Here is a 24,800-nt window from a genome sequence, read left to right on the forward strand (position 1 = left end):
ATGTCCCGAATTACTGAAACATCGGATGATGTGCAGATCTGGGAAGGAAACCAGAAGTACAAAGAGGGTTTCTTCACCCAGCTGCAAACCGAAGAGTTCGAAAATGGCCTCAGCGAAGACGTTGTGCGCGCCATTTCTGCCAAGCGCAACGAGCCGGAGTGGATGCTGGAATTCCGCCTGAAAGCTTACGCTGCCTGGCTGGAGATGGAAGAGCCGCACTGGCTGAAAGCCAACTATAAGTCGCTGAACTATCAGGATTACAGCTACTATTCCGCGCCCTCCTGCGGCAACTGTGATGACAGCTGTGCCTCCGAGCCGGGTGCAACGCAGGCCTCTGGTTCACAGGCGCCCGACTACCTGACAGAAGAAGTGGAGAACGCTTTTAAACAGTTAGGTGTGCCGGTGCGTGAGGGGCAGGAAGTCGCGGTTGATGCGATTTTTGACTCTGTTTCAGTTTCAACCACCTATCGCGGCAAGCTGGCAGAGCAGGGCATTATCTTCTGTTCGTTCGGTGAAGCCATCCACGACCACCCGGAGCTGGTAAAACAGTATCTGGGTACGGTGGTGCCCGCGAATGACAACTTTTTCGCTGCGCTGAACTCGGCCGTCGCCTCCGATGGTACCTTTGTCTACATTCCTAAAGGCGTGCGCTGCCCGATGGAGCTGTCGACCTATTTCCGCATCAACGCGGCGAAAACCGGTCAGTTCGAGCGTACCATCCTGATTGCCGATGAAGGCAGCTACGTTAGCTATATCGAAGGCTGTTCAGCCCCGGTGCGTGACAGCTATCAGCTGCATGCGGCGGTGGTGGAAGTGATCATCCATAAAGATGCCGAAGTGAAGTACTCCACCGTGCAGAACTGGTTCTCCGGCGGCGAAACTGAAGGCGGTATTCTGAACTTTGTGACCAAGCGTGCGCTGTGTGAAGGTGAAAACAGCAAAATGTCCTGGACTCAGTCAGAAACCGGCTCGGCCATCACCTGGAAGTACCCAAGCGTGATCCTGCGCGGTGATAACTCTATTGGTGAGTTCTTCTCGGTCGCGCTGACCAGCGGTCATCAGCAGGCCGATACCGGCACCAAAATGATCCACATCGGTAAAAATACCAAATCGACCATTATCTCCAAAGGGATCTCGGCGGGTAAAAGCCAGAACACCTATCGGGGTCTGGTCAAGATCATGCCGACGGCCACCAACGCACGTAATTTTACCCAGTGTGACTCGATGCTGATTGGTGCCGAGTGCGGTGCGCACACCTTCCCCTATGTTGAAGTGCGGAATAATACTGCCCAGCTTGAGCACGAAGCGACAACGTCACGTATTGGCGAAGACCAGCTCTTTTACTGCCTGCAGCGCGGCATTAGCGAAGATAATGCCATTTCAATGATCGTTAACGGCTTCTGTAAAGACGTCTTCTCCGAGCTGCCGCTTGAGTTTGCGGTGGAAGCACAAAAACTGCTGGCGATAAGCCTTGAACACAGCGTGGGCTAATGGCCCACGCGTACGGTCACTGAGCGCAGTGCTGGACGGCACTGCCAGGGAAACACTATGTTAAGTATTAAAGATTTACAGGTTAGCATTGAAGACAAAGAGATCCTGCGTGGGCTGGATCTTGAAGTAAAACCGGGTGAAGTCCACGCCATCATGGGCCCTAACGGCTCAGGAAAAAGTACGCTCTCTGCCACGCTGGCCGGGCGCGAAGAGTATGAAGTGACCGGTGGTTCCGTTAGCTTTAAAGGTAAAGATCTGCTTGAACTCTCTCCCGAAGATCGGGCCGGGGAAGGCATCTTTATGGCGTTCCAGTATCCGGTTGAGATCCCGGGCGTCAGCAACCAGTTCTTTCTGCAAACCGCAGTGAACTCGGTGCGTCAGTATCGCGGCAGCGAAGCGCTGGATCGTTTCGACTTCCAGGACTTTATTGAAGACAAAATTCACCTGCTGAAAATGCCGGAAGACCTGCTGACGCGTTCAGTTAACGTTGGCTTCTCGGGCGGTGAGAAAAAGCGTAATGATATTCTGCAGATGGCAGCGCTTGAACCCGAGCTGTGCATCCTGGATGAAACCGACTCAGGTCTGGACATCGATGCGCTGAAAACGGTCGCTAACGGCGTTAACACGCTGCGTGACGGTAAGCGCGCATTCATTATTGTGACGCACTATCAGCGCATTCTGGACTATATCAAGCCGGACTTCGTTCACGTTCTGTATCAGGGCAAAATCGTCAAATCCGGCGACTTTACGCTGGTGAAACAACTGGAGGAGCAAGGCTATGGCTGGCTTACCGACCAGGAGTAGTGACAACACCCTGCAGCAGTGGCATCACCTGTTTGAAAGCCACGGCGCAAGCCGTTCGCTTCAGGCACAGCACCACTGGCAGCAGGTATTGCGTCTCGGACTGCCGACGCGCAAGCAGGAAAACTGGAAATATACCCCGCTGGAGAGTCTGTTTGGGCAGAACTTTGTGCAAACGCACTCCTCTGAACTGAGCGCGGCTGATGTTACAGAACGCGCCCTGGAGATCGACGCCGTCAAACTGGTGTTTGTCGACGGGCGTTTCAGCAAAGCCCTCAGTGACAGCAGCTATGATCTGTTTGATATCCAGATTTCTCAGGCGGGTGAGCGCCGCGAACTTAACGCGCCGCTACAGCCTGAGGTATTCCTGCACCTGACGGAAAGTCTGGCAGAAGAAGTGACGCTGGTCCGCCTGACGCGTGGAAAACAGGCGCCGCGCGCGCTTTACCTGCTGCATATCAGCAGCGGCAGCGCCCAGGCAGAGATGAATACGTCACACTATCGTCATCATCTCCAGCTGGACGATGGCGCACAGGCCTCGGTGATTGAGCACTACGTCAGCCTGAACGAAGCCAGTCACTTTACCGGCGGCCGCTTTACCGCAGAAGTGGGCGACAATGCCGCGCTGACGCACTACAAGCTGGCCTTTGAGCACAACAGCAGCTTCCACTTTGCCCACAACGATCTGGTTATTGGCCGTGACGCGCGCGTTCAGAGCCACAGCTTCCTGCTGGGAGCGGGTCTGACCCGGCACAATACCAGCGTTCAGCTGAACGGTGAGGGCAGTGAGCTGGGCATTAACAGCCTGATGCTGCCGATCGAGAAAGAAGTTTGTGACAGCCGCACCTGGCTTGAGCACAACAAAGGCTACTGTCAGAGCCGACAGCTGCATAAAACTATCGTCCGCGATAAGGCGCGCGCGGTTTTTAACGGCCTGATAAAAGTGGCTAAGCATGCGCTGAAAACCGACGGCCAGATGAACAACAACAACCTGCTGCTGGGCCGGCTGGCTGAGGTGGATACCAAACCCCAGCTGGAAATCTACGCTGATGACGTTAAGTGCAGCCACGGTGCCACCATCGGGCGTATTGATGACGAGCAGATGTTTTATCTGCGCGCGCGCGGCATTAGCGAAGCGTCAGCGCAGCGTATGATTATCTATGCGTTTGCCGCAGAATTAACCGAAGCCATTACGGATGACGTGCTGAAAGAGGCGGTAATGCAACGTATCGCACAGCGTTTTCCCGGAGGCATTCAATGAGTTTTGACCTGACACGCGTCAGGGCTGATTTTCCTATTCTGGCGCGAGAAGTGAATGGCGAACCGCTGGCCTATCTTGACAGTGCGGCCAGCGCACAAAAGCCGCAGGCGGTCATCGACGCCGAGAGTCATTTCTACGCGCATGGCTACGCGGCCGTGCATCGGGGTATTCATACCCTGAGTGCGGAAGCGACTACCGCAATGGAAGACGTGCGCATTCAGGCGGCACGCTTTCTGAATGCCGCATCGCCGGAAGAGATTATCTTCGTCAAAGGCACCACCGAGGGGATCAACCTGGTGGCGAGCAGCTGGGGAAGCCGTCAGCTGCAGGCCGGTGACAATATTCTGATCACCGGGATGGAGCATCACGCCAATATCGTTCCCTGGCAGATGCTGGCCGAACGTGTTGGCGCAGAAGTACGCTTTATCCCGCTGACCGAAACCGGTGAGCTGGACCAGTCCAACCTCTCCACGCTGATAGACAGCCGCACCCGTATGCTGGCAGTCACCCACGTCTCAAACGTTCTGGGCACGGTTAACCCGGTGAAAGAGCTGGTAGCGCGGGCAAAAGCGGCCGGGGTGACCACGCTGATTGACGGTGCGCAGGCGGTGATGCATCAGCAGGTCGACGTCCAGGATCTGGACTGCGATTTTTACGTTTTCTCCGGCCATAAAATTTACGGCCCCACCGGCATTGGCATCCTTTACGGGCGTAAGGCCCTGCTGGATGAGATGCCACCGTGGGAAGGCGGTGGGTCGATGATAGCCACCGTCAGCCTCACGGAAGGCACGCGCTTTGCCGCTGCGCCGTGGCGCTTTGAGGCAGGCACGCCCAATACGGGCGGCATTATTGGACTGGGTGCGGCACTCTCCTGGATAACTGCACTGGGTCTGGATGTCATCCACCAGCGTGAGCAGGCGCTGATGCGCTATGCGCTGGATAAACTGGCTTCGGTCCCTGGCCTGGTTATCTATGGTCCTCAGGCGCGTTCAGGCGTGATCGCGTTCAATCTGGGTCAGCATCATGCCTATGACGTCGGCAGCTTTCTGGATCGTTATGGAATAGCGATTCGCACGGGTCATCACTGCGCGATGCCGCTGATGACGCATTACGGCGTACCGGCAATGTGCCGCGCTTCTTTCGTTTTGTATAATAGCGAAGAAGAGGCCGATCGACTGGCGGCAGGCCTGACACGTATACACCGTCTGCTGGGCGGCTAAATAGCTGTTCCAACGCGCCTGACCGCTGCATGAAGTGGTCAGGCGCAGTTGTTCAGGGCTGCCCACCGATAAGGGAGAGAGTAATGGCAAGTTTGCCAGATAAAGAGAAACTGGTGCGCAACTTTACCCGCTGCGCGAACTGGGAAGAGAAATACCTGTATGTCATCGAGCTGGGTGCCCTGTTGCCCGCGCTGCCTGATGCACTGCACCAGCCCGAGAATGCCATATCGGGCTGCCAGAGCCAGGTATGGATAATTATGGATACCGATAGCGGCGGCTACGTCACCCTGCAGGGCGACAGTGACGCGGCGATTGTTAAGGGACTGGTGGCGGTGGTTTTCATCCTCTATCAGAATATGACGCCTGCTGATATCGTTGGCTTTGACGTTCGTCCTTTCTTTGAGCAGCTGGCGCTGGCGCAGCATCTTACGCCTTCCCGCTCACAGGGTTTAGAAGCAATGATCCGTGCAATTCGCCAGAAGGCCGCTACGCTAAGCTAATCACTACGCCTTCCCGGCAGGCCTCCCGCACTGCTGTCGGGAGGTTTCTCTCCTGCTCATCGAGAAGCCTCTATGAAACGCTGTCTGACGCATCTTTCATCGTTGTTGCTGCTCCTGATCGCCTCCTCCTGCGTTAATGCCACAGAGTACCCGCTGCCGCCCGAAAACAGCCGCCTGATCGGCGAGAACACTACCTACGTCGTTCCTGATGATGGTCGCCCGCTTGAAAGCGTCGCGGCCGCCTATAAAACCGGGCTGCTGGGAATGCTGGAGGCTAATCCCGGTACCGATCCCTGGCTACCTACACCCGGTACAAAGCTGACTATACCCTTGCAGATGCTTCTGCCCGATACCCGGCGGGAAGGGATAGTGGTTAACGTCGCCGAGCTGCGCCTTTACTATTACCCTAAAGGTGGGGACCGGGTCATTGTTTACCCGATTGGTATTGGTCAGCTGGGGGCGAATACGCCACCGATGGTAACCCGCATTAGTCAGAAAATCCCAAACCCTTCATGGACACCGACGCCCAATATCCGTAAACGCTATGCCGCAGAGGGGAAAACGTTGCCCGTTACCGTGCCCGCCGGTCCGCAAAACCCGATGGGGCTTTTCGCTCTGCGCCTTGCCTGGGGGGCGGGGCACTATTTGATACATGGGACTAATGCGGATTTTGGTATTGGGATGCGCGTCAGTTCGGGCTGTATTCGTCTGCGGCCCGATGACATTAAAGCCCTGTTTGACAGTGTTCCCACGGGGACACGCGTACAGATAGTTAACCAGCCGGTGAAATATGCCACAGAGCCGGACGGCAAGCGCTATATCGAGGTGCATCAGCCGCTTTCGCATAGCGATCGCGACGATCCGCAGACCATGCCCATTTTGCTCACTTCTGGCGCGAAAAAATTTATCAACAGTGGGCTGAGCGACGGGCAGGTTATCGGTGACGCACTGAAACGCCGCTCAGGGATGCCGGTGCTGGTGAATAGCGGTGAGCCAGAGCAGGCAACTCTGCCTTACAGCCGCAACCAGCAGGATTCAGACGCATTACCGTCACAATCGACACCCTGAGCCACCGCATGCCGCAGGCACGTTAGCATGGCTTGTAGAGCGTTTAAGCCGGGGCAGCATCTTAAGCCGCGTGATGAATAGTAACAGGTAGGTTTGCAGGACAGGGTATGGATAAGAAGCTTCGGGGCGCTACAGGGGATTAATCAGCGGTAGCTGTACGGTAAATTAAGACGACTCACTACTGGCGGGCGGCTTAAGTGAGGGGGCATTTTAGACAAAAAAAATGGCGCACACTGTGCGCCATTTTCATAACCAGAACTCTTACTTACGGTAAGAGTGAGCCTGGTTGTCCAGACGCTGGTTTGCACGAGCTGCGTCATCTTTAGCAGCCTGAACGTCAGAACGGATTGCGTTCACGTCGTTGCTCAGCTGGTCAACTTTAGCGTTCAGAGTCTGAACGTCGGTAGACAGCTGGTCGATTTTAGCGTTGCTTGAGCAACCAGCCAGCAGAGTTGAACCCAGGATTACCGCGCCCAGTACCAGTTTAGTACGATTCATTATTTATACCCTCTAGATTGAGTTAATCTCCATGTAGCGTTACAAGTATTACACAAAGTATTTTCTAATGAGAATAAATTTTTGATGAGAAGGTGCTTAAATTTGATCGTTCGCTCAAAGAAGCATCGTCTTTGCACTTAAGTACAAAAAAATTAGCTAAAACAGGCGCGTTTAATCGGACACTTCTTAAGTTTATAAAATTTTGAGGGGATAATTTCAGGCAGATGTTTTGTGGTATTTCCAGATGATGACTATAAAAAAAGCGCCACTCGGGCGCTTTTTTAATCTCAAACCCTAATCTGAAATTACAGAACGTGTACGGATGCGGTATTGGTTGTTCCGCTTGGCACCAGGGCACCAGAAACCATCACCACCACATCGCCTTTTTGACCGTAGCCGCTGGCAAGCGCGGCTTCTTTACCCAGGCGGTAAAAGTCATCGGTTGAGGCAATTACGTCGACGACGCTGGTCACAATGCCTTTGCTCAGCAGCAGCTGACGAGCGGTGAGTGCATTGGTGGTCAGCGCGAGAATGGTGGCGTTAGGGAAGTATTTACGCACGGATTTGGCCGATTTACCACCTTCTGTGGCAACCACGATCAGGGGGGCTTCCAGGTTTTCCGCCGTCTCTACCGCGCCACGGCATACTGCTTCAGTAATGCGCATTTTACGGTTGTCATGATGCGAATCGATACGGCTCTTCATAACGCGATCGGTACGTTCGCAGATGGTCGCCATAATGGTGACTGACTCCAGGGGATAACGTCCTTTCGCGCTTTCGCCCGACAGCATGACCGCATCGGTACCATCGAGAATGGCGTTAGCCACGTCGCCTGCCTCCGCACGGGTAGGGCGCGGGTTCTTGATCATCGAATCAAGCATCTGAGTGGCGGTAATAACCACCTTACGTGCGCGGTTACATTTTTTGATCATCATCTTCTGAGCGAAGATAACTTCCTCAACCGGGATCTCAACGCCCAGATCGCCACGCGCAACCATGATGCCGTCGGACGCATCAAGGATTTCGTCGAAGTTATTCAGGCCTTCCTGGTTTTCGATCTTGGAGATGATCTGAATATGCTCGCCGCCGTGCTGCTTAAGATGCTCACGGATCTCCAGCACGTCTGAGCGCTTACGGATAAATGACGCCGCAACAAAATCAACGCCCTGTTCACAACCGAAGATCAGGTCACGCTTGTCTTTTTCGGCCAGCGCAGGCAGCTGGATAGAAACGCCCGGCAGGTTAACGCCTTTGTTTTCACCCAGGTCACCATTGTTAAGGACTTTACAGACCACGGTGTTTTCTGTGACTTCAACCACTTCCATGCCGATCAGGCCGTCATCCACCAGCACGGTATTGCCGATTTTGAGATCTGAGGCAAAACCCGGATAGGTGACCGCAACGCGTTCGGTGTTACCCACCACGGACTGGTCGGTGGTAAAGGTAAAGGTCTGGCCTGCTTTCAGCGCGGCATCGTTGCCACCCTCCAGCTTCATGGTGCGAATTTCCGGGCCTTTCGTGTCCAGCAGGATCGCCGCCTGGTGGCCGGTGTTACTCATTACGGCGCGCAGATTGGCAATGCGTTTGCCGTGCTCTTCATAATCGCCGTGAGAGAAGTTAAGGCGCATTACGTTCATTCCCGCATCCAGCAGGTGAGTCAGCATTTCTTCCGATTCGGTTTTTGGTCCGATAGTACAAACAATTTTGGTCTTTTTCATGACGAGTTATCTATTAAGTTGTAATGGATGTGAGAGTGGCAATCCCGGCGCCGGTAAAAAAGCCCCGGAGAAGAATTTTTGCTTGAGTCGTAAACTGCGGTACAGATTAAGAATAGGTGACAGTAGGGTCGTTTGCAGAGGAAGTTGAGACGCAGTTTCAGCGCATGCGCAGCGAAGGGCGCAGGACGCTATCGTTTTTTGTAAAGGGCCAACCATACGCTGAAACCATTCAAATGAAACAACGTCGGTGATTATAGCGATTCGGGTAGACGAAAACCAACTAAAAAGCATGATCTTATCCGTCAATTATTGCGTTAGCGCATGGTGTTGCGCAATAAAAACGGGCGCAGGGGCGTCACAGCAAGGGACGAGCATAGTGCAAGCGGGAGATTGGTTGAGGGAGAAACACAGAAAAAGGTAACGCAGGAAGTGGCTATCAGGAGTGGTGCGTTCTAGAGGACTCGAACCTCCGACCCCCACCATGTCAAGGTGGTGCTCTAACCAACTGAGCTAAGAACGCATAAATACTGGTGCGTCCGAGTGGACTCGAACCACCGACCCCCACCATGTCAAGGTGGTGCTCTAACCAACTGAGCTACGGACGCACTGTGGTGCGTTCTAGAGGACTCGAACCTCCGACCCCCACCATGTCAAGGTGGTGCTCTAACCAACTGAGCTAAGAACGCATCATTACTGTATTGCTAACAGCGGGGACGAATATTAACGACAGCGTTACCGCCTGGCAAGCAGAATCCGCTTTTTTCTGTGTGACTGCTGCGCAACTGTGCGAAGCGCAGCATATTTAAGCATGCCTGCACAAAAAATGTCGGAAAATTAGTGTGCTGCACGTGCCAGAATCCGCTCGGCTGGCTGACGCTGCAGGCGGCGGATACGCCAGACCATCATGATTGCAGCGGAGGTCAGACCGATGATAAACCCCATCCAGAAACCCGCCGGGCCCAGCGGTGAAACCACCCAGTCTGTCATCGCCAGCACATACCCACAGGGCAGGCCGAGCACCCAATAAGCCGTAAAGGTGATAAAGAAGATCGAACGCGTATCTTTGTAACCGCGCAGAATGCCACTGCCAATCACCTGGATTGAATCGGAAATCTGATACACCGCAGCCAGCAGCATCAGCTGAGCGGCCAGCGTAACCACGGCCGGATTATCGTTGTAAAGCAGCGCTATCTGCTCGCGAAACATCACGGTAAACAATGCGGTCATACAGGCCATGGTTATCCCGACGCCCTGTGCCGTCCAGGCGGACACCCGAGCCGCGTCGGCCGATCCCTGCCCAAGCCGGAAGCCCACGCGGATCGTCGTCGCCACGCCCAGTGAAAGCGGCATAACGAACATTAACGAACTGAAATTCAGCGCGATCTGATGCCCGGCAACCTCGACGATCCCCATGGGGGAGACCAGCAGCGCGACAACCGCGAACAGCGTGACCTCGAAAAACAGCGCCAGCGCAACCGGCAGGCCTAATGTAAACAGACGCCAGAGCACTGTGCTATCTGGCGCACTCAGGCGCGTCGGCAGACGGATATCACGCATTGAATGCGCGCGGTGGATCCAGAGTTTCATTACCACAAACATTACCCAGTAGACCGAAGCCGTCGCCACTCCACAGCCCACGCCGCCCAGCGCGGGCATGCCAAAATGGCCATAGATAAAGATATAGTTAACCGGGATATTTACCATCAAACCCAGGAAGCCAATAATCATGCCGGGCAGGGTTTTAGCCAGTCCTTCGCACTGATTGCGCGCCACCTGAAAGAACAGATAGCCTGGCGCGCCCCACAGCAGCGCATGCAGATAGCCTGTCGCTTTGTCCGCCAGCGTCGGGTCAATATTGTGCATGCTGCGAATGACAAAACCGGCGTTATAAAGCAGCACCATCACCACGGCGGCCGCCACCGCCGCCAGCCAGTATGCCTGGCGTACCTGATGCGCAATGCGCTCCCGACGACCCGAACCATTATACTGCGCCACCACCGGCGTCAGTGACAGCAGCAAACCGTGTCCAAAGAGAATGGCGGGCAGCCAGATTGAGGTGCCCACGGCAACCGCGGCCATATCCGTGGCGCTAACAGCGCCGGCCATAATCGTATCGACGAATCCCATAGCGGACTGAGCCACCTGAGCAAAGATCACTGGGATCGCCAGCGCTAATAACTGACGCGCCTCAATAAGGTACTTCTGCACACGAACACCTGTTTATATTTATGTAGAAGGGAGCCTGGCTGCCGCAATATCGCACTGAACACCGCGTTTAACAGCAGGGCTGGCCGATCAGTGTAATGTTCGCAGAGCAAATAGCCAATCTTAGCCGGAAAAATAGCGCAGACTGTCGGAGTAAAAAAACCGTGGGCGTTTGGATTTACGCGTAAGCCAGGGCAAACTAACAGGTAGAATACTCTATTTGAGGTGATAACCATGTTTACCGGTATTGTGCAGGGCACCGCCGAACTGCTCGCGATTGACGATAAGCCTAATTTCCGCACCCACACCGTGCGACTTCCGCCCGACATGCTGCCAGGTCTGGAGTTGGGCGCGTCCGTTTCTCATAATGGCTGTTGCCTGACGGTGACGGAAATAAACGGCGACCGGGTAAATTTCGATCTGGTCAAAGAGACGCTGCGCATCACTAATCTGGGCGATCTCAGTATTGGCGATTACGTCAACGTCGAGCGGGCAGCAAAATTCAGTGATGAAATTGGTGGTCATCTCATGTCTGGCCATATTATGACCACGGCAGAGATTTGCAAAATTCTTATCTCAGAAAATAACCGCGAAATCTGGTTTAAACCGCGTGATGCGGAGCAGATGAAATATATCCTGCATAAAGGATTTGTTGGCATTGATGGAATAAGCCTGACGATTGGAGAAGTGACAAAAACCCGTTTCTGCGTACACCTTATTCCTGAAACGCTGGCGAGGACCACGCTGGGGGCCAAACGTCTGGGGGATCGCGTAAATATTGAAATCGATCCGCACACTCAGGCGATCGTTGAAACCGTCGAACGCGTACTGGCACAGCGTGACGCCCTGCTTAGCCAGGCTGTCGCTCAGGACGCCCCAGAACCACGCTAAACCGCCTGTAAGCTATAGCTGATAAAAGCGCCGTAGCGAAATGACAGGCATAAAAAGGCCGGCGTAAATAACGCCGGCCTTTTAGCGGACCAGGATTAATGTGGGACGCGAAGTCCCCCTTCAATTCCGTGGGTAAACATCACCTGCCAGAGCTGCATATGGCGTGCACGAAAGGCCCCTGCACAGGCATTAAGATAATAAATAAACATGCGTTTAAAGCGCTCACCGTACTTTTCTGAAAGCTCAGGCCACACTGCAAGAAAACGATCAATCCACGCCATCAGCGTGGTGTCATAGTCCGGGCCGAAATTATGCCAGTCTTCCATAACGAAGTGAGGTTCGCTGGCCTCAGCAATATGGCTTACCGAGGGCAGGCGACCATTAGGGAATATATATCTGTCCAGCCAGGGATCAACATTCTCGCCGGTCGTATTCGCCCCAATGGTATGCAGCAGGAAAAGCCCATCCGGCTTAAGATTTCGGTTCACCACGTTAAAGTAGGTGGCGTAATTCTTAGGGCCGACATGTTCAAACATCCCCACGGAAACAATCCGATCGTACTGTTCATTCAGATCGCGGTAGTCCTGTAAAAGGATAGTGACATCCAATCCTTCACAGCGCTGCTGAGCCATTTTTTGCTGTTCGGCAGAGATAGTGACGCCAGAAACGCGAACGCCATAGTGACGCGCTGCATATTCTGCCAGCCCGCCCCAGCCGCAGCCGATATCCAGAAGGGACATACCGGGCGCTAATTGCAGCTTTTCGCAAATCATTTTTAATTTTGCATTCTGCGCATCCTCCAGCGTCCGGGCTTCCTTCCAGTAACCGCAGGAGTACTGCATATGGGAATCAAGCATCAGAGAAAACAGATCGTTGCCGAGGTCGTAATGTTCCTTTCCTACTATCCACGCGCGCTTTCTTGACTGCTGATTGGTTAGTCTTGCGGCGGCAATACGTAAGGTATCTTTGAAATGATGGGGGAGTTTCTCATCGAGCTTCGCCAGTAATACGCGATGAAAGAACATGTCCATTCTTTCACACTCCCACCAGCCATCCATATAGCTTTCACCCAGCCCCAGTGAGCCTTCCTGTAGCACGCGCTTAAAAAAGGCAGGGTTGGTTACCTGAATATCCCACGGGCGCGTACCATTAACGTCGATATCTGCACTGCGCAACATCTCCTGAACGATTCTGTACCACTGATTCTCTTCCAGGCTCACTTCTTCTATACACGATGAACTCATAGTCTCTCCATCACCCTGTGTGGTTGATACCCGAGAAATAGAAAAAACAATTCCTACGGGATTTTGAGAATACGCACACGCTAGCGTACGTCTGATTTCCGGCGTTACAGAGGATTGAATATAAATATTAGCAGAGTAGAGCAACGGGGATGCACGGATTAAATCCAGACTACCCTGTCAGAATTGAAAATTTACCTTTTATTTCTCGTTTAACCGTCAGACTTGCTGAAAGCATAAGAGGCCTGGCAGGTATTCCCGATATCCTTCACCCTGCTGGCAGGTTATCTGCCAGCAAAGCGGAGGGTTATCAGGCGGAAATTGTTATTTTTTTACCCAGCGAAACGAGTATATGCTCACCCCTGACAATATTCAAATGTTTATTGTTAGGTTGCTAACTAAGAGTATTCAGCACGTTAACGACTACTTTCAGCGCGATGCAGTGACGTTTCTGCCGCTTTTGTACGCTGTAAAATATAGCCGATTATGGCAAAAAGGACAGTCGACAGCATAACCAGCGAGGTAGACCACAGCGGGCGGGTAAGAAATGAGGAGATCAGCAGGCTGGCCACGCAGCAAAGCCCCAGCTGGAGCGTATTTTGCAGCGCCGCGGCCTTACCGCTGGCCTGCGGGAAGGGAAGCAGGGCATTCGAGACAACAATCGGATACAGCGCACCGTTCGCCAGGGCAATGCCGCAGAACGGCAGCAGCAGCGCATACACAGAGGGGGTCGCCTGCTGAGCCGCGATAAAAAATGCAATAATGCTCAGGCTGTACAGGCCAAGCAGCCAGGGCAGAAGTGAGCCGCCTTCCGTACGCTTAAGCAGGGTTCGACAGCCATAGCCGCCGGTCAGAAAGGCCAGCGTCTGAGGGAAGTAGCTCAGGCCAATGCTGCCAGGTGACATGCCCAGCGCGGATAAGATAAACGGCGAACCGGTCAGCCAGGCAAAGAAGCTGGCAGAGCAGGCGGCGTACATCAGCACGTTACCGCTGTAAACAGGAGATTTCAGCAGGGTTAGAAAACCCGTCTTCTTATCGCCTTTTTTTGGCATAACGCGTGGTGTTGCTGTCAAAAAGAGCGTGCAAACCAGCAGTAGTAGCGTAATGACCATCAGGGCAATAAAAATTGCGCGCCAGCCGAAATGGTTGAGCAGCCAGGCGCCTAGCAGGGGAGCCAGTGCCGGAGAGAGTGCTACCAGCGGCATGATTGTGGCAAAAACCTTGCTGGCCTGGGTGGCGGAATAGCGGTCAATCACCAGCGCCTGCCAGGTTACGGCGGCCGCGCAGATGCCAATGGCCTGCACAAAGCGCAGCACCAGCAGAAGGGTGGCATTGTGCACCCACCACATTCCGGCACAGCTGATGGCAAACAGGCTCAGACCCATTAGCAGCACCGGACGACGGCCGATTCGATCGGAGAGAGGGCCCCATATCAGCTGCGCACAGGCAAAGCCCGCCAGAAAGAGACTCAGGCTGGCACCGATAGCTCCCGCGTCGGTTTGCAGATCCTGCTGCATCAGCGTAAAGGCAGGCAGATACATATCGGTGGCCAGAAAGCCGATGACGCTAAGCAGCGCCAGGTAAAGGGTAAAAAGTTTTGCAGGCATTTTTTTGCTCTTAATTTCAGAAGAATATAACGGCGCAGAGTGTAAGTGCGTGTCAGAGTCGTTGTGAAACGCTAATATTTGTCCATTGCGTTCAAAAAATTTGCAGGCAGAAAATGTGGTCAGAACATTCCCTCGAAGTGATTGATGCCGTTGCCCGAAATGGCAGCTTTACCGCCGCTGCTGCTGAGCTGCACCGGGTCCCCTCCGCTATCAGCTATACCGTACGTCAGCTGGAAGAGTGGCTGGCCGTTCCGCTGTTTACACGCCGTCATCGCGATGTCGAACTGACCGAGGCGGGACGCTACTTCATTCAGGAGGGGCGGAGCGTAATCAAAAAAATGCTTGCCACCCGGCGTCAGTGCCAGCAGGTAGCAAACGGCTGGCGCGGGCAGCTAAATATCGCCGTAGACAGGATAGTGAAACCCCAGCGCACCCGGCAGCTGGTTGTCGATTTCTACCGTCATTTCCCGGATATGGAATTACACCTTTCCCCGGAGGTGTTTAATGGCGTGTGGGATGCGCTGGCGGATGGCCGGGTAGATGTGGCGATTGGCGCAACTCAGGCAATACCCGTTGGCGGGCGCTTTGCCTTTCGCAATATGGGCGCGCTGAACTGGCGCTGTGTGGTTAGCGCCCGCCATCCTTTGACAGAAATCTCAGGACCGGTCAGCGAGGAAGCCATCCGCGAATGGCCCTCTCTGACGCTGGAAGACACGTCCCGCGCGCTGCCCAAACGCACTACCTGGACGCTGGATAATCAGCGTCGGCTGGTGGTGCCCGATTGGGAAAGCGCTGCGGACTGCCTGCTGGCCGGGCTTTGCGTCGGAATGGTGCCAGGACATTTTGCCCGTCCGCTGCTGAGCAGCGGCGCACTGACGGAACTTGTGCTCACCGCGACATTTCCCGACAGCCCCTGCTGCGTCAGCTGGTCGCAGCAGCAGGCCAGCCCCGCGCTGGGCTGGCTGCTCGACTATCTTGGCGACACCGGGACGCTCAATAATGAGTGGCTGAACGAGGGGGCAGAGGAGTGAGCAGGCGGCTAATGGCGTTAGCGGCGATAGTCTACAAAGGGACCATCCGCCACTGAACGACGCTCGATCAGGCTGGGATGAACTTCAATCGTCTGTGGCTCCTCACGCTTGCTGGTAATACGATCCAGCAGCATTTCAAAGGCCGTTTCGCCCAGCCTCTCTTTTGGCTGGTGAACGGTGGTCAGGGCAGGGGTGAAGTAGCGCGCGTTGCGCACGTTATCATAGCCGATGACCGAGATATCCTGGGGTACGCGCAGACCCATCTCATCAGCGGCACAAATCGCCCCCATCGCCATAATATCGCCGCCGCAGAATACGGCGGTAGGACGCTGCTTCTGGGATAAAATTTGCTGCATGGCACGATAGCCAGATTCGGGTTCGAAATCACCCTGTACCCGCCACTCATCGCGCAGGGTGATCCCCGCTTCGGATAGCGCCTTTAGAAAACCGGCATGACGGCCACCGCCGGTGTTACGTTCCAGCTGACCGGGAATGACGCCAATATCGCGATGGCCGCGCTCAATCAGATAGCGGCCTGCCAGATAACCCCCCTCAAAGGCGTTATCCAGCACCGTATCCGTAAAATCACCGCGTGACTCGCTCCAGTCCATGACGACCATAGGAATATTTCGGTTATCTTCAAGCATCTGGATCAGTTCATCAGGATACTCGGAGCACATCACCAGCAGGCCATCGACGCGCTTTTGCGCCATCATTGACAGATACGCCTGCTGTTTGACCAGATCGTTGTGCGCATTGCCCAGAATCAGGGTGTAACCGCTGGCAAAGCAGCTGTTCTCCACGGCTTCAATAATCTCGGCAAAGTAGGGCGCCTCGCTGGACGTTGCCAGCAGGCCGATGGTCCGGGTGTGATTAACCTTGAGACTGCGGGCGACGGCACTTGGCGAATAATGCAGTTCGCGGATGGCAGTCCATACTGCTTCCCGCGTGGCTTCGGCCACAAAGCGCGTTTTATTAATGACGTGGGACACCGTGGTGGTCGACACCCCGGCGCGTTTAGCCACATCTTTGATTGTTGCCATGAAATTACTACTCCTGCACTTACCGCAACATGCTGATAAGTATATTGTTAAACGATTGCCTGAAACGGCAAAATCCGTCGCCGTTTTTTATGAATATTCGGTGGCGTCAGTAAGGAAAAGGGGGCAGTCAGCCAGGCCTGTTGCGTCGGTTGCAGACCGCGAACGCAACCCGTTGCGCAACGAAATGGAATTCTAACAAGGCTGAGCAGAGAAAACGAGATTTTTACCGCCGGGTGTGGGAAAATTGATGGCGACACAAACTGTAAGGGTATAAAGGAGTTTCTGTGGACACCGATCTGAAATTGTCTCTGCTGACCACCGGTAGTGCGCTGTTAATGATTATTATTTTCAGCTTTACCGCCGTCATGCACTAAAAAAAACAGGCCGATCGTCAGATCGGCCTGTTTTTTACTTTAGCGATATCGTGCCGCTACCGCGTCGATGGGACACTCCTCAGAAACCGACAGGCGCTTTGCTATTTCTGCGAGATAAGAGATAAAAGAATGTGCTGATCCACTTTCTAGTATTGACTAACCTAAAATAAAACCAGCTTACGTCAGGCATTGTTTATTTCTCGAATCGCGCTGATTTTTGTCCGAAAAATTTACCATTAAGCCCGATATTACCCAGCGTTTCGTATTTCTCAGATTCATCAGGATACAATATTTGGATATCAAGAGTAACGCTTGTGTCTGGCAGAATAGCGTGGCTGGCATCGCCAATGCTTACAAATGTGGTGTTGTTGACCGGGGTCTGGTAGTCGCTGAGTTTAACCCAGCTACTCACAGTATCAAGCCATGCCGGATATACAACACCGTTTCCAGGTATATCCAGGAAAACATACCAGTCAGTAACAGTTTCATAATCACTGGTTAGGTTCAATCGATAGCTATAGATATATTCATTTTTGGTATGGTCAGGCTTCCACTTGCTCAAAAACTTTTGGGTAATATTGATGTCCTCCTGAGGCATAACAAATACAACATGAGGATAATACTTTCGGCTTTTATTCCCATTTTTATCTACAATAGTAACCTGGCATTCCCACGTCACACCAGTAATTACCCAGCCCGGCATAGAAACCTTCTTTGGTTTATACACCATAGAAACAAATGTTGTTTTGCCTTTTTGTAAGTCAAATTTTTCAGGCGTATAGTAGACTTCAAAGTATTCTTCCCAGTTTACATGAGTGCTTATCCCTCCGTAGTAACGCTCAACATGGACTGATAATTCGGTCAGATCTACATTACTATTATTAGTCACGCTGACAGGACCGTAGAAATACTCCTGATTGATGAAACCCTTGGCATCATCGCCATTTTTTACTAAAACCTTTTGCATATCGCTGGCTGTGGATTCAAGTTTAAAATGCTTATTCATACTTACCTCTTCAATATTTGTTTCAGGTAATAAAAATTGATATTGACTCACATAATTGAGAGTACTGAGACGATACTAATTAAGTATGAAAAAAGCATAATTCAGGTTGACGCAAGAATCCATGCGCGATTTACAGGATTGATGTTTTTTTCTGAACGTTGATCATCGTATTTTAGTTCTTTGTTTGTTTGTTTGTTTGTTTGTTTGTTTGCCTAGCGTACTATTCAGGTAAAAATTGTTTTTACCTCATCACATGTTTTTTTTGCAATCCATAAATAATTCATGATGCGGCCTGAATTCACTATCCGTAATCAATAAAGAAAGAGAATGCGGAGAAATCATTAGCCCAGGAAAATAAAAAGGCCGATCGTCAGATCGGCCTTTTTTATTCACTACGCGACACGGAGATTAGCGGATCGTTCTGGGTGTCATCACCCGACGTGCGCCGATGTAGTGACTCTGCCAGTATTCATCAGCCAGCGCGCTAACCTGAATATCTTTTCCCGTACGAGGCGACTGAATAAATTTCCCGCCGCCAAGATAAACGCCTACGTGATCCGCCGTGCCGCGTCCGTTAATGCGGAAGAAAACCAGGTCGCCTTTCTCCAGCTCGCCGCGTTTAATATTCGCCGCATCGCGCAGGTGGTACATCTCATTGGCGGTGCGGGGGATCTTAAACTTCACCAGATCCTTGTAGGCATACCACACCAGGCCGCTACAGTCGAAGCCCGTTTTAGGCGATGTTCCGCCCCACTGGTAGGGTTTACCCAACTGGCCCATCAGCTTGTTCATCGCCGTCTGGCGTGCTTTTTGATAACGCGCCCGGTGTGCCTTGCTCATTTTTAGCGGGGCGCTAAGCACCTCGGCGGTCAGTTCTTCACCCTGTTCGACGGATTTGCCACGACGGTGACCATAGTGTTTTTTACCCAGACTGGCCTGTAAAGCCGCTTTATGCCTGAGGGTAGATTTCCGGGAGTGGGACGATACAGGCTGCGGCGCGAGCGTTTTTTTGGCCTTGAGGCGGGTGGCGGGTATACGGCGTGACTTGCGGGTGGACTCTTTAACTTTTTTCGTTACGCTACCCTTGACCTGCCGCCGCTTACGACGATCGTCCTCACGTGCGGCACTGCCTTCCACCTTATGGTGGTTTGCATTAACTGGAGCATGTGGCGATGCGTGCGCCACATTAAAAAAGAGCTGCGCGAAGGCCAGCATCAGGAGCGTGATAAGTAAACGCATCGTTACCATTAACTGTTTATGCTCCCGCCAGAGGCAGAAGCTCGGCTAAATTAGGATATCTGCTATACGGCAGACAGGTGAGCGCAATTCTAATCTAACTCTTTAACAAAAGGTAAGGTCTTTTTTGTTTCAATGATGTACAACAAGTAATTGTTGGCAATTTCAGCATAATCAGCTGGTTATGTGCTCATCAACCCGGGGTAAGCCGGGACAGCAGCGGCGTCAGGCTCAGGCAAATGTTATTTTGTTGTTTTTACCGCTGGATAATTCGCCACGCGGAACCTCCAGAATAATTCCCTTACTGAAAATGTCGTTTTCATCAGGGGGCCAGAGTCGCTACAATAAATAAACACGAAGTATCCGTTATAGGAAGGCATTTATGAGTACTGTTGAGAAAATTGAGCGCCAGATAGCAGAAAACCCGATTCTGCTTTATATGAAAGGTTCTCCGAAACTGCCAAGCTGTGGCTTTTCAGCGCAGGCCGTTCAGGCGCTGTCAGCCTGTGGCGAACGTTTTGCCTATGTTGATATCCTGCAGAACCCGGATATTCGTGCCGAGCTGCCTAAATACGCTAACTGGCCGACTTTTCCACAGCTGTGGATCGACGGTGAGCTGGTGGGCGGATGCGATATCATCATCGAGATGTATCAGCGCGGTGAACTGTTGCAGCTGATTAAAGAGACGGCGCAAAAATATCCGTCTGACGCGGCTGAGTAAGTTTTCGCTGGGTTTGCAAAGCGGGGATCGACGATCCCCGCTTTTTTTATGCCTCGCTGTCGGCAATGGGCAGCGGCCAGCCACCCAGTCGCTTCCAGCGGTTAACCAGTTCGCAGAACAGATCGGCGGTTTGCAGGGTGTCGTACAGCGCGGAGTGCGCCTGGCTGCTATCGAAAGGCATACCGGCCGCGAGGCAGGCCTTAGCCAGCACCGTCTGTCCCAGCACCAGCCCGCTTAGCGCAGCGGTATCAAAGGTCCCGAAGGGATGAAACGGATTACGCTTCAGGCCTGACCGCTCCGCCGCCGCATTCATAAAGTTAAGATCAAAGGTCGCATTATGGGCCACCATAATGGCGCGATTGCAGCCCCGCTCTTTGATGCCCTTACGCACCATTTTGAAAATGGCATGCAGCGCCTCATATTCACTGACCGCGCCGCGCAGCGGATTGCCGGGGTCAATGCCGTTAAACGCCAGTGCTTCTGGCATCAGGATAGATCCTTCAAACGGCTCAACGTGGAAGTGAAGCGTTTCGTCTTTCTCCAGCCAGCCATCCTCAGTCATTCTCAGCGTGACGGCGGCGACTTCCAGTAGCGCATTGGTTTTAGCGTCAAACCCGGCGGTTTCCACATCAATGACCACCGGATAAAAACCGCGAAAACGGCTGCTCAGGGCGTTAAGTTCGTTCGATTCAGACATCAGGATCTCACAGGCGAAAAAATGCAGCGCGTATTATGGCAAATTTCAGTACGGGATGCAGCAGGGGAAGAGGGGGAGAGGGTGCCCGAAAGCACCCGTGGGTATCAGTTACCCAGGCCGTGGCCGGCGTGCTTGTTCTCAATCAGCTCGATTTTGTATCCGTCCGGATCTTCAATAAAAGCGATAATGGTTGAGCCACCCTTTACCGGGCCGGCTTCACGCACCACGCTGCCGCCTGCTTTACGAAGGCGATCGCAGGTGGCGGCAACGTCATCAACGCCCAGCGCGATGTGACCATAAGCATCGCCGAGGTCATATTTTTCAACGCCCCAGTTCCAGGTCAGCTCAAGCACTGCCCCTTCGCTCTCTTCCTCATAGCCCACAAAAGCCAGCGTGTATTTGTATTCACTGTTTTCGCTGGTGCGCAACAGGCGCATGCCCAGAAGGTTGGTGTAAAAATCTATTGAACGCTGCAAATCGCCAACGCGGAGCATAGTGTGAAGTAAGCGCATAACATCCTCTTGTGGTAAGCGTTATCATCCGATAACGGTAAATATGTGGTAAGCGTTATCATCCGACAACGGTAAATATTCAGTATAGCGGCGTTCGCAGCCGGACGTAATCCAGGCAGCCCTGAGGCTAAAGCTTCAATCCCCGAGCGCAGGGTAATCCGTATAACCCTCAGCACCGCCGCCGTAGAAGGTCTCCGGGCGAGGCTCATTCAGGGGCGCGCTGGACTTTAGTCGCGCCACCAGGTCGGGATTGGCGATATAGCTGCGGCCAAAGGCAGCCGCATCTATCAGCCCCTGCTCAATCAGCGTTTCGGCTTTCTCCGCCGTATAGGCGCCGGCACCGACGATCACTCCCGGATAGACGGCGCGAATGGCCTTGCGGAACGCCTCGCTGTAAGGCTTGCCGCCTGCCCAGTCAGGTTCGGAAATATGCAGGTAGGCTAGCTTACGTTTGGCCAGTTCGCCAATATAGTACAGCGCCGCCTCTTCCTGATCTTCTCCATTGTCCAGTCCATTAAAAGGACCCAGCGGGGAGATGCGGATGCCGATACGATCGGCGCTCCAGCCAGCAATCGCCGCATCCACCACCTCCAGCGCAAAGCGGGTACGATTTTCTACGCTGCCGCCGTAGCCATCCGCGCGCTGATTAGAAGCCGGGGAGAGAAACTGATGGATCAGATAACCATGGGCAGAATGCAGCTCCACCAGGTCAAAATCCGCTTCACGGGCGTTGATGACCGCCTGACGGAAATCATTCACAATGCCCGGGATTTCATCCAGCGTCAGTGCACGGGGCGTGGAGGTCGCCGCGCGGATGGTCGCGCCGGTATCATCACGTAATGAAGTACGCGTATCGGCATTAATAGCTGAAGAGGAGACCGGGGCCTCGTCGCCGGGCTGAACGCTGGTGTGAGAGATGCGGCCGGTATGCCACAGCTGAACGGCGCTGTGGCCGCCCTCATCGTGGATACCCTGATTGATACTCTTCCAGGCTGCAATCTGTTCAGATGAGTGTAAACCCGGCGCGCCCGCATAGCCTTTTGCCTGAGCGGAGATCTGGGTCGCTTCGGTTATGATCAGGCCGGCGCTGGCGCGCTGGCGATAGTACTCGCCCATCAGCGGGGTAGGAATATCACCCGGCTCGATGCTGCGAAGACGCGTCAGCGGTGCCATAAACACGCGGTTCGACACGGTAATCGCGCCGGTTTTTAAGGGGGTAAAAAGCGTCTTAAGTTCCATTATTACTCCTGGTAGACCGGTCGACTAGTTGAGGTGTTTTTTTTTAAGCGGGCGCGGGCAGCATTCTTTTCATTTCCTGCCACGCACTGAAGAGTGGCGCGCTGTCGCGGGAAACTTTGCTTTGCAGGCTTGCGCCGAGCCAGAGCGTATAGACATTTTGTGCACAGTCTCTGGCGGGATATTCAAGGCACAGCGTGCCCTGGTGTACGGCACGCTCAAGCGCACCCGTCAGGGTCGCTATCAGCGCCTTTGAGCCCGCATCCAGTGCATTACGCATCGGTTCGGAGAGATCGCAAACTTCGGCAGAAAGCTTCACTGACAGACAGCCGGTAAAACCCATCTCCTGACTGCGGGTCATGGAATGATGATAATAATCCAGCACGGACTGTCGCTGATTGCCCGGTTGTGCGTCAAGCGCATCGCGCAGGTGGGCATGTCCGGCCGCAAAATAACGCTCCAGCATGGCCACGCCAAAGGCCTCTTTCGAGGGGAAATAGTAATAAAACGACCCTTTAGGCACCTCAGCCACTTTCAGCAGCTCAATCAGTCCCATACCGTTAAAGCCGCGCTGCACGCAAAGCGCTTCGCCAGTGGTCAGGATATGTTCACGTGTGTCATGTCGGGCCGTTTTCATCTTTCTACCTTAACAGACCGATCGGTCTGTTACAAACCTGACTGCAAGTCCGATCCGCAGGCGGGGGCAGGGAATGATTTATCCGCCCCCGCGCAAACGTTAAGACTGACAGGCTTTTACCATATCCAGCGCCGGCTGATATTCACGGGTTTGCACATTCATCATCCCCAGCAGCGTGTGGAAAATATTATCCTGGGAAACGGCATCAGACTTTGCTTTCTGCCGCAGGCAGGTCTGGTTAATGTCATAGGTGCGGGCATAGTCGTCTGACATCCACAGCAGGAAAGGGATATGAGTTTGCTGGCTGGGCGCAAAAACGTAGGGTGTGCCGTGCAGGTACATGCCATGCTCGCCGAGCGATTCACCGTGATCGGAGAGATAAACCAGCGCCACATTGTATTTGCTGCTCCACGACTTTAGCAGGGTGATGGTGCTGTCCAGCATCGAGTCGGTATAGAGGATCGAATTGTCGTAGGTATTAACCAGCGCCTGATGATCGCAGTCCTGAATCTGATTACTGTCGCAGGTTGGCGTAAACCGGCGCATCTCTGCGGGATAGCGCTGATAGTAGGCCGGGCCGTGGCTACCCATCTGATGAAGCACAATTACCGTGTCGTCCTTTACGCTGTCGATATAGTTATTCAGGCGGTGAAGCAGCACGTCGTCGAGGCAAAAATTGCTCCGGCACAGTTCACTGACCTTCCATTTTGTCATATCGGTATGCGGCACGCGGTCGCAGGCACCCTTGCAGCCGCCGTCGTTTTCGCGCCACAGAACGTTAACGCCTGCGTGGGCCATAATATCCAGTACGCCCTCCTGGTGATGGGCCAGGTTGGCGTCATAGTGGGCGCGCGGCATATTAGAGAACATGCAGGGAACGGAGATAGCGGTTTCCGTGCCGCAGGAGCTGGCATTGGGATAATAGATGACATCATCACGCGCCAGCTTCGGATTGGTGTCCCTGGCATAGCCGCCAAGCGAAAAGTCTTCAGCGCGGCCCGTCTCGCCTAAGACAAACACCACCAGCGTTTTCTTTTGCTCTGCTTTAATCAGCGGGCCTTTATGCGCGTCCAGGCCGATTCTCACCAGCTTTTGATCGCCCGCAAACCAGCGATTATCCGCATAGTGGCTGACGCCGCTAATAACGTTGGCAGGCGTAATCATCTTGACCAGCCCTTTGTTATTACGAATAAGCGACGCGTAGTCTTTATAAAACAGCGCAGCCACCAGCAGGATAATAACAATCGACGCGAGGGCAGTGACCACGCGATGCACCGCATTCATCCAGCCAGGGCGGCGGGTGCTGATACGTACCAGGGAAAAAATTGCCGCGGGGAGCAGGCCAAAGGCTGCCATCCATACCATATAGCGCAGGGTGAAGAGAGCGGTCGCCTCCTGAGCGTCGGTTTCAAAAACGTTTTGAATCATATTGGTATCAATGACGGTACCAAAGCTGTAAATAAAGTAGTTGGCCGCCGCGCTGGCCAGCACCAGCACCACCACTAACGGTTTTCGTATCCACGGCAGCGCGATCAGACTGAAAATGAACAGGAAGGCACAAAACAGCACCAGCGGCAGCGTCGCCGCGAAAAGGTAGTCATGCAGGGTGATATAAGGGATGGTTTCCCAGGCATGACTAATGAAAACGGCATTAAGCACGACGGTAAAAAAAAGCGCAGCGTAGATATTAAATGCATTTTCGTTACAACGTAACCGGGACAGGAGTTTCATGATTATCCGATAACAAATTAAACTGCCGGGATAATATCGCTGCAAACTTAGTGAAACCTTAACTAATATTCAGCG

At 53.4% G+C, this 24,800-nt stretch carries 23 protein-coding genes and 3 tRNA genes; 10 read left to right on the forward strand and 16 right to left on the reverse strand.

Going from position 1 to position 24,800, the window contains the following annotated elements; translation table 11 throughout:
- The 6 genes from sufB to AAGR22_RS09980 all read left to right on the forward strand — a co-directional run bounded on the left by sufB (position 1) and on the right by AAGR22_RS09980 (position 6,341).
- Positions 1-1,491, forward strand: coding sequence for a Fe-S cluster assembly protein SufB (gene sufB / locus AAGR22_RS09955; protein WP_345831395.1), 1,491 nt, complete (start codon positions 1-3; stop codon positions 1,489-1,491).
- Positions 1,492-1,548: 57 nt separating this feature from the next.
- A complete protein-coding gene (gene sufC / locus AAGR22_RS09960; RefSeq protein ID WP_067703554.1) occupies positions 1,549-2,295 on the forward strand; it encodes a Fe-S cluster assembly ATPase SufC in 747 nt (248 codons plus the stop codon).
- Positions 2,270-3,553, forward strand: coding sequence for a Fe-S cluster assembly protein SufD (gene sufD, locus AAGR22_RS09965; protein ID WP_345831396.1), 1,284 nt, complete (start codon positions 2,270-2,272; stop codon positions 3,551-3,553). Before sufC ends, sufD begins: the two co-directional genes overlap by 26 nt.
- Positions 3,550-4,773 (forward strand): cysteine desulfurase SufS, encoded by a 1,224-nt coding sequence (gene sufS / locus AAGR22_RS09970; RefSeq protein WP_345831397.1) that lies wholly within the window; start codon positions 3,550-3,552, stop codon positions 4,771-4,773. The genes sufD and sufS overlap by 4 nt, the downstream gene beginning before the upstream one ends.
- 83 nt (positions 4,774-4,856) lie before the next feature.
- Complete coding sequence (gene sufE / locus AAGR22_RS09975) at positions 4,857-5,273, forward strand: cysteine desulfuration protein SufE (RefSeq protein WP_345831398.1); 417 nt, start codon at positions 4,857-4,859, stop codon at positions 5,271-5,273.
- Between the two features lie 72 nt (positions 5,274-5,345).
- On the forward strand, positions 5,346-6,341 hold the full coding sequence (locus AAGR22_RS09980) for a L,D-transpeptidase family protein (RefSeq protein ID WP_345831399.1): 996 nt from the start codon (positions 5,346-5,348) through the stop codon (positions 6,339-6,341).
- Positions 6,342-6,602: 261 nt separating this feature from the next.
- Here AAGR22_RS09980 and AAGR22_RS09985 read toward each other — a convergent pair whose 3' ends face one another.
- The 6 genes from AAGR22_RS09985 to AAGR22_RS10010 all read right to left on the reverse strand — a co-directional run bounded on the left by AAGR22_RS09985 (position 6,603) and on the right by AAGR22_RS10010 (position 10,765).
- Positions 6,603-6,839 carry a major outer membrane lipoprotein gene (locus AAGR22_RS09985; RefSeq protein ID WP_016169824.1) on the reverse strand — a complete coding sequence of 79 codons (237 nt, stop codon included), beginning with the start codon at positions 6,837-6,839 and terminating at the stop codon, positions 6,603-6,605.
- Positions 6,840-7,144: 305 nt separating this feature from the next.
- On the reverse strand, positions 7,145-8,557 hold the full coding sequence (pykF, locus tag AAGR22_RS09990; protein ID WP_345831400.1) for a pyruvate kinase PykF: 1,413 nt from the start codon (positions 8,555-8,557) through the stop codon (positions 7,145-7,147).
- Positions 8,558-9,000: 443 nt separating this feature from the next.
- A tRNA-Val gene (locus AAGR22_RS09995) sits at positions 9,001-9,077 on the reverse strand.
- 8 nt (positions 9,078-9,085) lie between these two features.
- Positions 9,086-9,162: transfer RNA gene (locus tag AAGR22_RS10000), tRNA-Val, on the reverse strand.
- A 4-nt stretch (positions 9,163-9,166) separates the two neighbouring features.
- Positions 9,167-9,243, reverse strand: a tRNA-Val gene (locus AAGR22_RS10005).
- 148 nt (positions 9,244-9,391) lie between these two features.
- Positions 9,392-10,765: an MATE family efflux transporter gene (locus AAGR22_RS10010; protein ID WP_345831401.1), complete on the reverse strand. Its 1,374-nt coding sequence runs from the start codon at positions 10,763-10,765 to the stop codon at positions 9,392-9,394.
- 231 nt (positions 10,766-10,996) lie between these two features.
- On the opposite strand from AAGR22_RS10010, the gene AAGR22_RS10015 reads away from it, so the two are divergent.
- Positions 10,997-11,653: a riboflavin synthase subunit alpha gene (locus AAGR22_RS10015; RefSeq protein ID WP_345831402.1), complete on the forward strand. Its 657-nt coding sequence runs from the start codon at positions 10,997-10,999 to the stop codon at positions 11,651-11,653.
- A 95-nt stretch (positions 11,654-11,748) separates the two neighbouring features.
- Here the strand turns inward: AAGR22_RS10015 and cfa are convergent, their stop codons facing one another.
- Both cfa and punC read right to left on the reverse strand, forming a co-directional pair.
- The gene (cfa, locus tag AAGR22_RS10020) at positions 11,749-12,897 is read right to left on the reverse strand and encodes a cyclopropane fatty acyl phospholipid synthase (protein WP_067703578.1); all 1,149 of its coding nucleotides are present in this window, start codon (positions 12,895-12,897) and stop codon (positions 11,749-11,751) included.
- A gap of 413 nt (positions 12,898-13,310) precedes the next feature.
- Positions 13,311-14,501 carry a purine nucleoside transporter PunC gene (gene punC / locus AAGR22_RS10025; RefSeq protein ID WP_067703581.1) on the reverse strand — a complete coding sequence of 397 codons (1,191 nt, stop codon included), beginning with the start codon at positions 14,499-14,501 and terminating at the stop codon, positions 13,311-13,313.
- 113 nt (positions 14,502-14,614) lie between these two features.
- Between punC and punR the strand changes: the two genes are divergently transcribed.
- Entirely contained in the window at positions 14,615-15,532 is a 918-nt protein-coding gene (gene punR / locus AAGR22_RS10030) for a DNA-binding transcriptional activator PunR (protein WP_345831403.1), read from the forward strand.
- Between the two features lie 17 nt (positions 15,533-15,549).
- On the opposite strand, the gene purR is transcribed toward punR, so the two are convergent.
- Positions 15,550-16,575: an HTH-type transcriptional repressor PurR gene (gene purR, locus AAGR22_RS10035; protein WP_345831404.1), complete on the reverse strand. Its 1,026-nt coding sequence runs from the start codon at positions 16,573-16,575 to the stop codon at positions 15,550-15,552.
- Positions 16,576-16,859: 284 nt separating this feature from the next.
- Here purR and AAGR22_RS10040 point away from each other — a divergent pair, with 284 nt between their 5' ends.
- Positions 16,860-16,949: a YnhF family membrane protein gene (locus AAGR22_RS10040; RefSeq protein WP_156484948.1), complete on the forward strand. Its 90-nt coding sequence runs from the start codon at positions 16,860-16,862 to the stop codon at positions 16,947-16,949.
- 193 nt (positions 16,950-17,142) lie between these two features.
- On the opposite strand, the gene AAGR22_RS10045 is transcribed toward AAGR22_RS10040, so the two are convergent.
- Both AAGR22_RS10045 and AAGR22_RS10050 read right to left on the reverse strand, forming a co-directional pair.
- Positions 17,143-17,955, reverse strand: a complete 813-nt coding sequence (locus AAGR22_RS10045; RefSeq protein WP_345831405.1) for a hypothetical protein — start codon at positions 17,953-17,955, stop codon at positions 17,143-17,145.
- Between the two features lie 408 nt (positions 17,956-18,363).
- On the reverse strand, positions 18,364-19,194 hold the full coding sequence (locus AAGR22_RS10050; RefSeq protein ID WP_067703593.1) for a C40 family peptidase: 831 nt from the start codon (positions 19,192-19,194) through the stop codon (positions 18,364-18,366).
- 379 nt (positions 19,195-19,573) lie between these two features.
- On the opposite strand from AAGR22_RS10050, the gene AAGR22_RS10055 reads away from it, so the two are divergent.
- Complete coding sequence (locus AAGR22_RS10055) at positions 19,574-19,912, forward strand: Grx4 family monothiol glutaredoxin (protein WP_067703596.1); 339 nt, start codon at positions 19,574-19,576, stop codon at positions 19,910-19,912.
- 46 nt (positions 19,913-19,958) lie between these two features.
- Here AAGR22_RS10055 and rnt read toward each other — a convergent pair whose 3' ends face one another.
- The 5 genes from rnt to eptA form a co-directional block, all read right to left on the reverse strand.
- Positions 19,959-20,609, reverse strand: coding sequence for a ribonuclease T (rnt, locus tag AAGR22_RS10060; RefSeq protein ID WP_067703599.1), 651 nt, complete (start codon positions 20,607-20,609; stop codon positions 19,959-19,961).
- A 104-nt stretch (positions 20,610-20,713) separates the two neighbouring features.
- A complete protein-coding gene (gloA, locus tag AAGR22_RS10065) occupies positions 20,714-21,121 on the reverse strand; it encodes a lactoylglutathione lyase (protein ID WP_067703602.1) in 408 nt (135 codons plus the stop codon).
- A gap of 135 nt (positions 21,122-21,256) precedes the next feature.
- Positions 21,257-22,360: an alkene reductase gene (locus AAGR22_RS10070; RefSeq protein WP_067703605.1), complete on the reverse strand. Its 1,104-nt coding sequence runs from the start codon at positions 22,358-22,360 to the stop codon at positions 21,257-21,259.
- Positions 22,361-22,403: 43 nt separating this feature from the next.
- A complete protein-coding gene (locus tag AAGR22_RS10075) occupies positions 22,404-22,994 on the reverse strand; it encodes a TetR/AcrR family transcriptional regulator (RefSeq protein ID WP_345831406.1) in 591 nt (196 codons plus the stop codon).
- A 99-nt stretch (positions 22,995-23,093) separates the two neighbouring features.
- Positions 23,094-24,725, reverse strand: coding sequence for a phosphoethanolamine transferase EptA (gene eptA, locus AAGR22_RS10080; protein ID WP_345831407.1), 1,632 nt, complete (start codon positions 24,723-24,725; stop codon positions 23,094-23,096).
- Positions 24,726-24,800 lie beyond the last annotated feature (75 nt).

This window comes from Erwinia sp. HDF1-3R, assembly GCF_039621855.1.
Taxonomy (GTDB): Bacteria; Pseudomonadota; Gammaproteobacteria; order Enterobacterales; family Enterobacteriaceae; genus Erwinia.